The following is a 12,492-nucleotide window of genomic DNA, read 5'->3' on the forward strand; positions in this document are numbered from 1 at the left end:
ATTCTAGAAGCGCGCTATTTCTTGGCTGACTGCAGCTCGATGTTCACCCGGCGCTCGCCCTGCGGCGGATTCGGAAACCCCTGCAGCGCGGCATCGAACATCACCGGCAGGATGGCCGCGCTCGCGTTGTACGGCCCGTCGTTGCGGGCCCGCGTTTCATAGACCACCCGGTTCGAGCCGATGTCGCGCAGCACGATGCTCACTTCGCGTTCGTACCAGGGGTTGGCAGCCGGGGGCATGAAGGCCGGGCCGCCGTACCAGCCGCCGCCATACCACCGGCGGGCGTAGCCGTGATAACCGTAGCCGCCATAACCTCCATGACCCCACGGGCCATCGAAGAGCCACGGGTCCGCCCAGGGCGAGAGGCCGGCCGTGACGCGCGCGCCGATCTGCGCGCTGTAGGTCGGGCGGGCATGGTCGCGGCGCAGGCCCACCTTTTCGAGCGCCGCGGCCGCCATCGCTTCCAGCGACTCCTGCCGGGCGGCGTCGGCCTGCTGAGAAGGCAGGCGTTCGAAGTGGTAGGTGGCGCCGGATGGCACCGCGGCGAGCGAAGAAAAGCTCTTCACATCGCTGTCCACCACCCAGGAGGTGGCGCAGCCGCTCAGTGTTGCTGCCAAAAAGAGAGCAAAGAACGCACGTTTCATGAGGGTCTCCGGGCTCCGCGGCCCAAAATTCCCCTGGGTTGCCGGGTCAGCCCTGAAGAATGCGCAGGGCTGCGGGTGCCTGGGAGAGCAAGTCGAAAGAGGGCGCGTCGAAGGCCTTGTCGCCGTCTTCGTCGGCCACGCCCGTCGCCTTCAGACCCTTGAAGTCGTGCCGCGTTCCGTCCAGCAGGTGCGAAGGCACCACGTTCTGCAGCGCGGTGAACATGTTTTCCACGCGGCCGGGGTACTTCCTGTCCCACTCGCGCAGCATTTCGCCGACCTGCTTGCGCTGCAGGTTTTCCTGGCTGCCGCACAAGGTGCACGGAATGATCGGAAATTCGCGGTGCTGCGCCCAGCGCACCAGGTCTTTCTCGGCCACGTAGGCGAGGGGGCGAATCACGATGTGCTTGCCGTCGTCGCTCACCAGCTTGGGCGGCATGCTCTTGAGCTTGCCCGCGAAGAACATGTTGAGGAAGAAGGTCTGCAGCATGTCGTCGCGGTGGTGGCCCAATGCCACCTTGGTGGCACCGAGCTCGTCGGCCACCCGGTACAGGATGCCGCGGCGCAGGCGGCTGCACAGCCCGCAGGTGGTCTTGCCTTCAGGAATCACGCGCTTGACGATGCTGTAGGTGTCCTGGTTCTCGATGTGAAAGGCCACGCCAAGCTCGCTCAGGTACTTGGGCAGCACTTCTTCCGGAAAGCCGGGCTGCTTCTGGTCGAGGTTCACCGCCACGATGTCGAAGTGAATCGGCGCGCGTGCCTTCAGCTTGAGCAGGATGTCCAGCATGGCGTAGCTGTCCTTCCCGCCCGAGACGCACACCATGACCTTGTCGCCCTCTTCGATCATGTTGTAGTCGACGATGGCGCGGCCCACCTCGCGGCACAGGCGCTTTTCGAGCTTGTGCGTTTCGCGCTCGATCTTCAGGGAATTGGTGGCGGCGCCGGCGACGGGCGCCTCGTCGATCCAGACGGCGTTCATTGGTGGACTACTTCAGGCAAATGAGGGGAAGACCCCCGATTTTGCCTTGGATCACCATTCCCCGGCTTCGATGCGGATAGCCACCTCGCAATCGTCGAAGATTTCGAGCTTGGCAATCTTCACCCGCACGCCGCGCACGCCGGGCAGTTGCAGCAGCCGCTGCGCGAGCTTGCCGATCAGGCTTTCGAGCAGGTTCACGTGCTCGGCGGTGCACTCGTCGATGATGATGCGGCGCACCTTGCGGTAGTCGAGCACATGGAAGATGTCGTCGTCCTGCGGCAGCAGCGGCTGCGGCCCCAGGTTGAGTTCGGCGTCGACCAGGATCGGCTGCGGCGCCCGCTTTTCCTGCTCCAGGATGCCCAGGTTGGCGTCGAAGCGCAGCCCCTGGAGGGTGAGTGTCTGATGGCCGTGCGGTATGGAAGACATGGTGTTGGTGGTGCTCACATGAGCGAGAAATCGCGCTCGAATCTCATCAGGTGCTGGCCGCCGTCCACCAGCAGCGTGGTGCCGGTGATCGAGTTGTTCTCCAGCGCAAATTTCACCGTGGCCACCACATCGGCCGGCGTGGAAGAGCGGCCCAGCGGCGACAGCTTGTGCAACTGCGCAAACTTTTCTTCGTCCAGCATGTGGCTCGAAAGCGTGAGGCCCGGCGCCACGCCGACCACCCGCACCCGCGGTGCGAGCGCCAGCGCCAGCATGGGCGTGGCAGCTTCCAGAGCGGCTTTGGAGAGCGTGTAGCTCAGGAAGTCGGGGTTCGGGTTCCAGAGCTTCTGGTCGAGCAGGTGCACCACCGCGCCTTGCGCATCGCGCAGCGCCAGGTGGTCGCGCAGCGCCTGCGCCAGCAGAATGGCCGCGCCGGTGTTGCTGCGCGCATGGCGCTCCATGAGGGCATAGCTGAAGCTGGCCGCGTCGTCATGCTCGAAGAGTGCCGCGCTGTGAACCACCGCGTCGACCCCGCCGAAATGCGCCGCCACGCGCGGCAGCAAGGCACGGGTGGCGCCTTCGTCGAGCAGGTCGGCTTCGAAAACCGCCGAGTTGCCCGAAAGGCCCGCGCATTCGGCGGACGTTTGCTCGGCTTCCGCGCGTGAGCTGCGGTAGTGCACCGCCACCTGCCAGCCCCCTGTGGCCAGCGCCAGCGCAATCTCGCGCCCCAGCCGGCGGCCCGCACCCGTGACGAGGACGGTGCGGGGGCCTGAAGAAAGCGGTGCTGTGCTCATGCGGGCAGAGAAGGGACAATCGGGGGGTGACGACAAAGACGACGAACAGTTTACCCATCGCCCTCGACACCCTGATCGCCCGCGCCGTGGAGCGCGCCGGTGGCTGGATCGGGTTCGACCGCTTCATGGCGCTGGCCCTGTATGCCCCGGGGTTGGGCTACTACGCCAACACCTCGGCCAAGTTCGGCCACATGCCGTCTTCGGGCAGCGACTTTGTGACCGCCCCCGAACTCACGCCCATGTTCGGCCAGGCGCTTGCCGCGCAGGTGGCCGAGGCGCTGCAGAAGACCGGCACCGACACGGTCTGGGAATTCGGCGCCGGCTCCGGCGCCCTGGCCGTGCAGTTGCTGCATGCATTGGATGAAATCGGCCGCAGCGACGTGCGATATCGCATCGTCGATCTTTCAGGCACCTTGCGGGAGCGCCAGCAGCAGGCACTGGTGCGCTACGCAGACCGCGTCGATTGGCTCGCCGAACTGCCCGAATCGATGCAAGGCGTGGTGATTGGCAATGAGGTGCTCGACGCAATGCCGGTGCAATTGCTGGCGCGCGTGGGCGGCCGATGGTTCGAGCGCGGCATCGTGCGCGATGCGCAAGGTTCCGGCTGGACCTGGGCCGACCGAGAGACCGGACTGCGGCCGCCGCTCGAGGTGCCGGGCGAGCACGACTACCTGACCGAAATCCATCATCAGGCCGAGGCGTTCGTCGCGACCTTGGCGGACCGCCTGACGAAGGGCGCGGCCTTCTTCATCGACTACGGCTTTCCGGAGCGCGAGTACTACCACCCGCAGCGCCACATGGGAACCGTGATGTGCCACCGCGCGCACCAGGCCGACGGCGATCCGCTGTCCGACGTGGGCTACAAGGACATCACCGCGCACGTCAACTTCACGGGCATTGCGCTTGCGGGGCAGGAGGCGGGGCTCGAAGTGCTGGGCTATACCAGCCAGGCTCGGTTTCTGTTGAACTGCGGGTTGCTTGCGAGGATGGAGCAGGGCTCTGCTGCGGAGAGGGGAATGGCGGCTCGGCTCATTCATGAGCATGAGATGGGGGAGCTGTTCAAGGTTGTGGGGTTTGCTGTGGGGGAGGCTTGGGAGGCGATGGGGTTTGGGGAGGGGGATCGGAGTCATACGCTCTGACTCTTTGATCTGCTGGCTTGGGTTGCTTCCCGAGGCCGGGATTCCGCCCGGCGGCGGACTCACTTTCTTTTGCTTCGCCAAAAGAAAGTAAGCAAAGAAAAGGCGACCCCACTGTCTGCGACCCCTGCGCTGCGCTACGGGGCAACCTGCGGTGCTCAGGTTTCGCGGGGTCCGCAGAACTCGCTTCGCTCAAACAGCTGCGGCCCTGATCCTTTGCTTCGCCAAAAGAAAGTAAGCAAAGAAAAGGCGACCCCACTGTCTGCGACCCTGCGCTTCGCTACGGGCAACCTGCGGTGCTCGGTTTTCGCGGGGTCCGCAGAACTCGCTGCGCTCAAACAGCTGCGGCCCTGATCCGCGAAACCCTCCGCTCCTCGGCGCATACAGAGGGGGTGCAGCCCACCCGGGCCTTTGCTTCGCTCGGCCACCAAGCCACTGCGGCGCTGCGCGCCGCAGTGACTGGCATTGAGTCGTCCGCCGGGCGGAATCCCGGCCTCGGGAAGCAAACAAACCAAAAAAGAATCAGGCCCCCAGCCAATGCACACTAAAAAGCCTCTCAGGATCCGTCCAAACCGCCAACGGCCGAAACCCCGCCTTCACAGCCAGCGCCCGCAGCCCATCCACAGTGAACTTGTGCGAGTACTCGGTATGAATCGTCTCCCCTTCCTCGAACCCGAACCGCTCACCGTGCAGTGAAACAGACTGAGCCCGACGGCTCACCAAGTGCATCTCGATCCGCTGTCTCGGCGCGTTGTAGAACGCCGAATGCGCAAAGCCATCCAGATCAAAGTCCGCATCGAGCTCGGCATTGGCGCGCCGCAGCAAATTCAGGTTGAACGCAGCCGTCACCCCTTGCGCATCGTTGTAAGCCGCGTGCAGACGAGCCGGGTCCTTCACCAGATCGACGCCGATCAGCAGCCCGCCCCCTCGCAGCATCCGCGCGGCAAGCTGCAGAAAAGCCAGCGCTTCATCAGGCTCGAAATTCCCGATCGTCGACCCCGGAAAAAACCCCACGCGCTTGCCCGCGCCGGGCATCGGCGCCGGCAGCACCAGCGGCATGGTGTAGTCCGCCGCAATTGGCTGCACCACCAGCTCGGGGTAGTCGGCCTTCAGCCGGTCGGCGGCGGCCTGCAGGTGCTCGCCAGAAATGTCGATGGGCAGATAGCGCCTGGGCGCCTCGAGCGCGTCCAGCAGCAGCCGCACCTTGGTCAGGGAGCCGGCACCGAACTCCACGATTTCGGCACCGGGGCCGATCTGCTCGGCAATCTCGCCGGCGCGTTCGCCGAGGATGCTCAGCTCGGTGCGCGTGGGGTAGTACTCGGGCAATTCACAGATGCGGTCGAACAGCTGCGAGCCGGCCGCGTCGTAGAAGAACTTGGGTGAAATGCTGCGCGGCCTGCGTGCAAGACCCGCCTGCATCGCGCGGCCGAATTCGCAGAGGGGCGGTTCGCTCGCAGCAGCGGCGGGGGCCGGCACCGCAGGCTGGCGCTGCTGTTGTGCGGCGGCAAAAGACAAAGATGACGAGGATGTTGGATTGCGCATGATTTCAGATGTCTTTCGCGAGCCGCAGCCCCGAGAACTGCCAGCGCGCCGCCGGCGGAAAAAAGTTGCGGTAGCTGGGCCGCGTGTGCCCTGCCGGCGTGGCCACGCTGCCACCGCGCAACACCAGTTGGCCCACCATGAACTTGCCGTTGTATTCGGCGGCAATGCCGGGCATGGGCCTGAAACCGGGGTAGGGGTCGTACGAGGAACGCGTCCACTGCCAGACATGGCCGGTCATCTGCGAAATGCCGGACGCGTCGAATGCGGCCTCCCACTCGAATTCGGTGGGCAGCCGCGCGCCGGCCCATTCAGCGTACGCGGCGGCCTCATAAAAACTCAGTTGCGAGACCGGCGCATCGGCCTCCATGGGCCGCACGCCGTGCAAACCGAACACATGCCAGCCGCCCTGGTGCTGCTGTGGGCCGAGCCGCGGATCGTCAGGCTCCAGCCAGTAGGCCGGATGCCGCCAGCCCTGCGCCTGCACCGCGGCCCACCCGTCGGACAGCCAGAGCTCGGGCCGCTTGTAGCCGCCATCGGCAATGAACTGGGCGTAGTCGCCGCAATTCACCAGCCGGTCGGCAATGGCATAGGGCTGAAGCAGCGCATCGTGGCGCGGCGTTTCGTTGTCGAAGGCAAAGCCTTGCCGCGCCCCCTCATGGCCCACCTGCACCACCCCGCCGGGCTGCGGCAGCCAGCGCATGGCCGGCGGCACTGCGGCCAGCCGCAGCGCGGGCCCCGCCGCCGGCTTGTAGGCGGGCAGCAGCGGGTTGCATGACAGGGCATGAAGAATGTCGGTGAGCAGCAGTTCCTGGTGCTGCTGTTCATGGTGCAGGCCCAGCGTGACGATGGGCTCGATGTCGGCCCAGTCCTGGTCGGCAATGTCGCGGTCGAGCAGCGCGAGCACCGCCTCGTCGACATGGCTGCGATAGGCATGTACCTCGCTCACCGAGGGGCGCGTAAGCAGCCCCCGCTGCGGCCGCGGATGCCGCGGGCCGAGCGCCTCGTAATACGAGTTGAAGAGGTAATGAAAGCGCACATCGAACGGCCGGTAGCCTGCGGAGTGAGGCTGCAGCAGCACGGTCTCGAAAAACCAGGTCGTGTGCGCAAGGTGCCACTTGGTCGGGCTCGCGTCGGGCATCGACTGGATGCACTGGTCTTCGGCGGAGAGCGGTGCGGCGAGCGACAGGCTGGCGGCGCGCACTTCGCGAAACTTTTCGCGCAATGCGCTCGCCGCCTGGGCGATCGGCCGGGAAAGCGTCATGGTGTCTCCAGTCGGGCAACTGCTCGTTGTAGCCGATTCGTATTGCAGCGGTACGTAGGACAAGTTCTCGCCCTCGCTCTCTTGCTGAAAGGGCGCCAAACCGTCGGGGGGAGCTACTTTGGCACAAGACGCGCCGGCTTGCAGGGCGGCTGCGTATCATCCGCTCGATGCAAACGAACAACGCCTCCACCCGCCCCCACGTCGTCATCGTCGGCTGCGGGTTCGGCGGGCTCGAAGCTGCCCGCAGGCTCGACAGCGCCGACGTGGACGTGACGGTGATCGAGAAAACCAATCACCACCTGTTCCAGCCCCTGCTCTACCAGGTGGCGACCGCCGGGCTTGCCGCACCTTCGATCGCAGCGCCAGTGCGCACCCTCTTCCGCAAGCAGCCACGCATCACCACGCTGCTGGGCGAAGTGAGCGCCATCGATGCGGCGGGCCGCGCGGTTCAGCTGACCAACGGCAGCCGGGTGAGCTATGACCACCTGATCGTTGCGGCCGGCGCCACCCACAGCTATTTCGGCCACGACGAATGGGCACCCCTCGCGCCCGGCCTCAAGACGCTGGCCGATGCATTCGAAATCCGCCGGCGCGTGCTGATGTCGTTCGAGGCGGCCGAAACCGCCACTGACCCGCAGCGCCGCCGCGCATTGCTGACATTCGTCGTGATCGGTGCCGGGCCGACGGGTGTCGAAATGGCCGGCACCCTGGCTGAAATTGCCAAGCACACGCTGTCCGGGGAGTTCCGCCACATCGACCCCAGCAGCGCGCAGGTGCTGCTGGTCGAAGGCGGCCCGCGCGTGCTGCAGGCCATGCCGGAAAGCCTGAGCCAGAAAGCGCTGGAGCAGTTGGAAAAGCTCGGCGTCGAAGTGCGGCTCAATGCGCGGGTGACGGCCATCGATGCCAACGGACTCGAAGTGCAGTCAGGCGGCGGCGCAGACGGCGCGCCGGCCACCGGCTACCGCATCGAGAGCAGTTGCGTGGTGTGGGCCGCGGGCGTTGCCGCCTCGCCGCTGGGCCGAATGCTGGGCGAAGCGACCGGCGCCGAATGCGACCGCGCGGGCCGCATCAAGGTCGAGCCCGACCAGAGCCTGGCCGGCCACCCCGAAATCAGCGTGGTCGGTGACCTTGCGGCCGCCATGAGCCACGCGCCCGGCAAGCCGCCCAAGCCCGTGCCGGGCGTGTCGCCCGGCGCCAAGCAGATGGGCCGCGCCGCCGCCTCGAACATTCTTCGCCGCATCGCCGGTACGCCGACCGTGCCTTTTCGCTATCGCGACTACGGCAACCTGGCGACCATCGGCCGCAACTCGGCGGTGGTCGACCTGGGCACGCCCTTGGGCCCGCTGCGCTTCAGCGGGCGGCTCGCATGGCTCTTCTGGCTGTTTGCGCACGCGTATTTCCTCATCGGCTTTCGCAACCGCATCGTCGTGATGATGGACTGGGCCAGCGCGTACTGGAGCTTCCAGCGCAACGCGCGCGTGGTGGCGGACGTGCAGGGCAAGAGCGAGTCTTAGCAGCAAATTTGCGGGAAGCTGCCTGACGCAAGGGGCTGTCTAACCGCTCCCGTCAAGCCGCTCAGAACAGCGAATCGTTCGCGCGGTTCTCGCGCTCGCGGCGCCGCCACTCCCACGGCGCGGTCGGCTTGGCACCGGCCCACAGGCCCAGGCGCTGCTCACGCGCGCTTTCCTGCAGCTTGAACAAGCCGCCGCCGCGCCGCGTGGCGATGCCGTTGAAGTCGTACACCCAGGCCCACCCTTCGGCCACCATCCGCGTTCCGGCGTCCTGCCCGTCGCAGTTCACGTCGGCCACCGTGCGGCCGTAGCGGTCGGTGTCGCGCTCGGTGATCACGGCCTGTTCGAAGTAGCACAGGCGGCTCAGAGCCTGCCGGCTGCGCTGTCCGTAGGGCTGGGCGCGCTCCGGTGCGTCGATGGCGGCGATGCGTACCTTCACTTCCTCGTAGGAGCCGAAGCGCCCGCAGCGGGCGGTGAGCGTGTCGCCGTCGCTGATGCCCACAACGAGGCAGGTTCGCGGCGGGGCCGCGTGCGACAACTGGGGTGAAAGCAGTGGAAGGAGCGCGAGGCAGACGGCGGCGAGAGAACGCAAACGCATGGAGCAGAGAGAGAGAGAGAAGGAACGTGGCGGAGAAAGTCACGGATTCTCGTTGCGAACTGCCCCGGCCCTCGCCCACGAACCCGCTGTTACGCGGCAGTCTCGTTCTCGTCTTCCTGCAGCAGCCGCCACATCACTTTGCCGCTGCCGCTCTTGGGCAGCGCGTCGACGAACTGCACCTTGCGCGGGATCTTGTAGACGGCCATGTTCTCGCGGCACCAGTCGATGATCTCCTGCTCGGTGGTGTTCTTGTGCGTGGCGCGCAGCACCACCACGGCCTTGACCGATTCGCCGCGGTAGTTGTCCTTGGTGGAGATGACGCAGGCCTCCTGGATGGCGGGGTGGCGGAACATCAGCAGCTCCACCTCGGCGGGCCACACCTTGAAGCCGCTCGCGTTGATCATGCGCTTGAGCCGGTCGGTGATGAAGAAATAGCCGTCCTCGTCCATGCGGCCCATGTCGCCCGAGCGGAAGAAGCGCTTGCCCTCGAATTCGACAAACGCGGCCCTCGTCGCGTCAGGCCGTTTCCAGTAGCCCTGGAACACCTCGGGGCCGTGGATGATGATCTCGCCCGATTCGCCGATGGGCATTTCGGCGAGCGTGTCGGGGTCGACCACGCGCGCGTCGGTGCTCATGAAGGGAATGCCCAGGCACTGCTGCTTGGGGTGGTCCGAGGGGTTGGTGTGCGACGGCGCCGCGGTTTCGGTAAGACCGTAGCCCTCCTGGTACTTGAGGCCGTATTGCTCGAACAGGCGCTGCGCCACCGCCTGCGGCATGGCGGCGCCCCCGCCGCCGATGTGCGTGATGCTCGACAGGTCGTAGCTCGCGAAGTTGGGGCTGGCCATGAGGTCGATCACCATGGTGGGGATATTGGTCCAGCTGGTCACCTTCCAGCGCGAGATGAGCCGGCCTGCCACCTCGCGGTCCCAGCGCGGCATGATGACCAGCGTGCCCGCCGCGAGGATGGAGGTGTGCATCATGCTCACCACGCCGGTGATGTGGAACATGGGCACCACCGCCAGCACCACCGCTTCGGACGTGGCCTGGCCCCAGAGCTGGCCGGCCACCGCGTTGTGCATGAGGCTCGAATGGTGGTGCACGCAGCCCTTGGGAAGGCCGGTGGTGCCGCTGGTGTAGGGCAGCAGTGCCATGTCGTCGGCGCCCACCACATGCTCGGGCGCCGCATGGCCGGCCGACAGCGCATCGGTCCAGGCCATCGCCTTGCCTTGTGCCAGTTCGGGCAGCGGGTGGCGGGTGGTGAGCCATTCTTTCCATGCCGGCGCGGGCGCGTCGTCGCCGCTTGCATCGGCGTCGAAGGCATCGGTGAACTGGGTCACGATGAGATGGTCGAGCTGCTGCCCGCGCGGAAGTGCATTGCTGGCCTTGGCCAGCTCGGCGGCCAGGTCGCCGGTGGTGATGGCCACCTTCGCATCGGGGTCGACGATGTAGTGCTTGAGCTCTTCGGCCCGGTTCATCGGGTTGACGGGCACCACCACGGCGTTGGCACGCAGGATCGCGAAATGCGCGATCACGAGCTGCGGGCAGTTCTGCATGTTCAGCACCACGCGGTCGCCGCGCTTCACGCCCATGGCATGCAGCGTGCCGGCCAGGCGCTCGACCTGGCCGGCGAATTCACGGTAGCTCATTACCCGGCCGAAGAACACGAGCGCAGCCTTGTCGGGGTAGCGCGCCGCCGAGGTTGCGAGGTTGTGCCACAACGAGGTGGCGGGAACGGTGATCGAATGCGGAAGGCGCTTGGGCCAGAACTTGTGATGCGGGCGTTGTTGCATGGTCAAGGCGGGCGAACGAAGAGAGAAAGAAAAAAGGCAGCCCGCAGCCTAAGCCGCCCCGGCCGCGCCTCCCATCGGGGAAGCCCCCCGGAGCGTCACCTTGGTGACGCCCATTCTTCTCACTTTGGACAGATCGCGCACGCGCCGTGCGACTACAGACACGGCGGGCTTTTCGCGCGATACCTGTCGCTCCCTCTATCCACCCACCGCAAAGAAGGAACTCCCATGGCAGCAGACAAGCACGCAAGCGTTCACTGGGAAGGCGCCGGCAAGACCGGCAAGGGCCAGATCAGCACCGAGACCGGCGCCCTCAAGGACTACCCCTACGGCTTCGCGAGCCGCTTCGAGGATGACAAGCGCGGCACCAACCCCGAGGAGATCGTCGGCGCGGCCCACGCGGCCTGCTTCACGATGGCCTTTGCCTTCGCGCTCGAGAAAGAAGGCTTCACCGCCACCAAGGTAGACACCAGGGCCGCGGTGCGGCTGGCGAAGGACGGCGAAGGCTTCAAGATCGACCGCATCGCGCTCGAGCTGGACGCCACCGTGCCGAACCTGGACGAAGCCAAGTTCCAGCAGATTGCAGCCGCCGCCAAGGCGGGCTGCCCGCTGTCGAAGGCGTTGGCCAGCGTGCCGGAGATCACGCTGAAGGCGACGCTGGCAGGCTAGCGCTGCTGCTTATGATCGTCTCCACTAAAAAGAGGAGACGATCCATGGCTCACCCCGTCCGCGCCGCCATCCTGGCGGCTTTTCCATCGCGTCGTTCGGCGCGGCCGCCCCCGCCCTGGCCGCCTATCCCGACAAGCCGATCAAGGTGGTCATCGGCTTTCCGGCCGGCGGCCCTCTGGACCAGCACGCGCGCCTCCTGACCGACAAGCTGCAGGCCGTGCTCGGCCAGCCGTTGATCGTCGACTACAAGCCCGGGGCGGGCGGCTCGGTGGGTGCCGACGCGGTGGCCAAGAGCCCGGCCGACGGCTACACGCTGATGCTGGCGAACACCGGCGTGGCGGTGATCAATGGCGCGCTCTACAGCAAGCTGCCCTACAACACGCAGCGCGACTTCGTGCCCATTGCGCGCACCGCAATGCAGCCGCTGGCCCTGCTGGTGACGCCCAAGCTGCCGGTGCAAAGCCTCAAGCAGTTCGTCGACTACGCCAAGACGCGGCCCGGACAGGTCAACTACGGCTCTGCGGGCAACGGCGGCATCAGTCACCTGGTGCCCGAGATGTTCAAGACGGCGACAGGCATCTTCATGGTGCACATCCCCTACCGCGGCAGCGCCCCGGCCTTTACGGACCTGATGGGCGGGCAGGTGCAGTTCATGGCCGAATCGATTCCGCAGGCGGCCAACTATCACAAGCAAGGCAAGGTGCGCGCCCTGGCCGTGACCAGCCGCGAACGCAACCCTGCACTGCCGGACGTACCCACTGTGATCGAATCGGGCGTGAAGGGCTTCGAGGTGGTCGGCTTCTACGGCTTCTTCGCCCCGAAGGACACTCCCAAGGACGTGGTCGCCAGACTGAGCGATGCGTTCAAGCAAGTGCTGACCAGCCCCGAGGTGCGTGACCGCATGGTGAGCCAGGGGGCGGACCCGGCCTATTTGGGCAGCGAGGATTTCGCGCGCTTTCTTGCCACCGAAACGCCGCGCTGGGACAGGGCGGTGAAGGCTTCGGGCGCGCGGATGGATTGATTTGCTGGCGGTTTTGGGGGTGTCGATTCAGGGCATGGGCACGCTCGTGGTTTACCGCTGATCAACCGCGGCTCTATGCAACGCACCCGCTGGCGGGGTGCCTTGCGCAGCGAAATAAAGGAGGAGGCCG

The 12,492-nt window shown here is 66.2% G+C and carries 12 protein-coding genes; 4 read left to right on the top strand and 8 right to left on the bottom strand.

Translation table 11 applies throughout. The annotated features are described in order from the left end of the window. Nucleotides 1–14 precede the first annotated feature (14 nt). The 4 genes from QHG62_RS23150 to QHG62_RS23165 are packed head-to-tail and all read right to left on the bottom strand — an operon-like array spanning nt 15 to nt 2,837. On the bottom strand, nt 15–644 hold the full coding sequence (locus QHG62_RS23150) for a DUF4136 domain-containing protein (RefSeq protein WP_281147970.1): 630 nt from the start codon (nt 642–644) through the stop codon (nt 15–17). Between the two features lie 46 nt (nt 645–690). Continuing rightward, complete coding sequence (gene ttcA / locus QHG62_RS23155) at nt 691–1,620, bottom strand: tRNA 2-thiocytidine(32) synthetase TtcA (protein WP_281147971.1); 930 nt, start codon at nt 1,618–1,620, stop codon at nt 691–693. 51 nt (nt 1,621–1,671) lie between these two features. Then, on the bottom strand, nt 1,672–2,046 hold the full coding sequence (locus QHG62_RS23160) for a dihydroneopterin aldolase (RefSeq protein WP_126747977.1): 375 nt from the start codon (nt 2,044–2,046) through the stop codon (nt 1,672–1,674). A 14-nt stretch (nt 2,047–2,060) separates the two neighbouring features. After that, on the bottom strand, nt 2,061–2,837 hold the full coding sequence (locus QHG62_RS23165) for an SDR family oxidoreductase (RefSeq protein WP_281147972.1): 777 nt from the start codon (nt 2,835–2,837) through the stop codon (nt 2,061–2,063). Nucleotides 2,838–2,863: 26 nt separating this feature from the next. Between QHG62_RS23165 and QHG62_RS23170 the strand changes: the two genes are divergently transcribed. Further along, a complete protein-coding gene (locus QHG62_RS23170; RefSeq protein WP_281147973.1) occupies nt 2,864–3,976 on the top strand; it encodes a class I SAM-dependent methyltransferase in 1,113 nt (370 codons plus the stop codon). 519 nt (nt 3,977–4,495) lie between these two features. Here the strand turns inward: QHG62_RS23170 and egtD are convergent. Together egtD and egtB are read right to left on the bottom strand one after the other, a co-directional pair. Further along, nucleotides 4,496–5,515 (bottom strand): L-histidine N(alpha)-methyltransferase, encoded by a 1,020-nt coding sequence (egtD, locus tag QHG62_RS23175; RefSeq protein ID WP_281147974.1) that lies wholly within the window; start codon nt 5,513–5,515, stop codon nt 4,496–4,498. A 4-nt stretch (nt 5,516–5,519) separates the two neighbouring features. After that, nucleotides 5,520–6,776, bottom strand: coding sequence for an ergothioneine biosynthesis protein EgtB (gene egtB / locus QHG62_RS23180; RefSeq protein WP_281147975.1), 1,257 nt, complete (start codon nt 6,774–6,776; stop codon nt 5,520–5,522). A 167-nt stretch (nt 6,777–6,943) separates the two neighbouring features. Between egtB and QHG62_RS23185 the strand changes: the two genes are divergently transcribed. Beyond that, complete coding sequence (locus QHG62_RS23185; protein ID WP_281147976.1) at nt 6,944–8,290, top strand: NAD(P)/FAD-dependent oxidoreductase; 1,347 nt, start codon at nt 6,944–6,946, stop codon at nt 8,288–8,290. A 61-nt stretch (nt 8,291–8,351) separates the two neighbouring features. Here the strand turns inward: QHG62_RS23185 and QHG62_RS23190 are convergent, their stop codons facing one another. Then, nucleotides 8,352–8,885, bottom strand: coding sequence for a thermonuclease family protein (locus QHG62_RS23190; RefSeq protein ID WP_281147977.1), 534 nt, complete (start codon nt 8,883–8,885; stop codon nt 8,352–8,354). A gap of 89 nt (nt 8,886–8,974) precedes the next feature. After that, nucleotides 8,975–10,675: a long-chain fatty acid--CoA ligase gene (locus tag QHG62_RS23195; RefSeq protein WP_281147978.1), complete on the bottom strand. Its 1,701-nt coding sequence runs from the start codon at nt 10,673–10,675 to the stop codon at nt 8,975–8,977. Nucleotides 10,676–10,900: 225 nt separating this feature from the next. Here QHG62_RS23195 and QHG62_RS23200 point away from each other — a divergent pair, with 225 nt between their 5' ends. Both QHG62_RS23200 and QHG62_RS23205 read left to right on the top strand, forming a co-directional pair. After that, nucleotides 10,901–11,341, top strand: a complete 441-nt coding sequence (locus tag QHG62_RS23200) for an OsmC family protein (RefSeq protein WP_281147979.1) — start codon at nt 10,901–10,903, stop codon at nt 11,339–11,341. Between the two features lie 85 nt (nt 11,342–11,426). Beyond that, complete coding sequence (locus QHG62_RS23205; RefSeq protein ID WP_281151789.1) at nt 11,427–12,362, top strand: Bug family tripartite tricarboxylate transporter substrate binding protein; 936 nt, start codon at nt 11,427–11,429, stop codon at nt 12,360–12,362. Nucleotides 12,363–12,492 lie beyond the last annotated feature (130 nt).

Source organism: Variovorax paradoxus (assembly GCF_029919115.1).
Taxonomy (GTDB): Bacteria; Pseudomonadota; Gammaproteobacteria; order Burkholderiales; family Burkholderiaceae_C; genus Variovorax; species Variovorax paradoxus_O.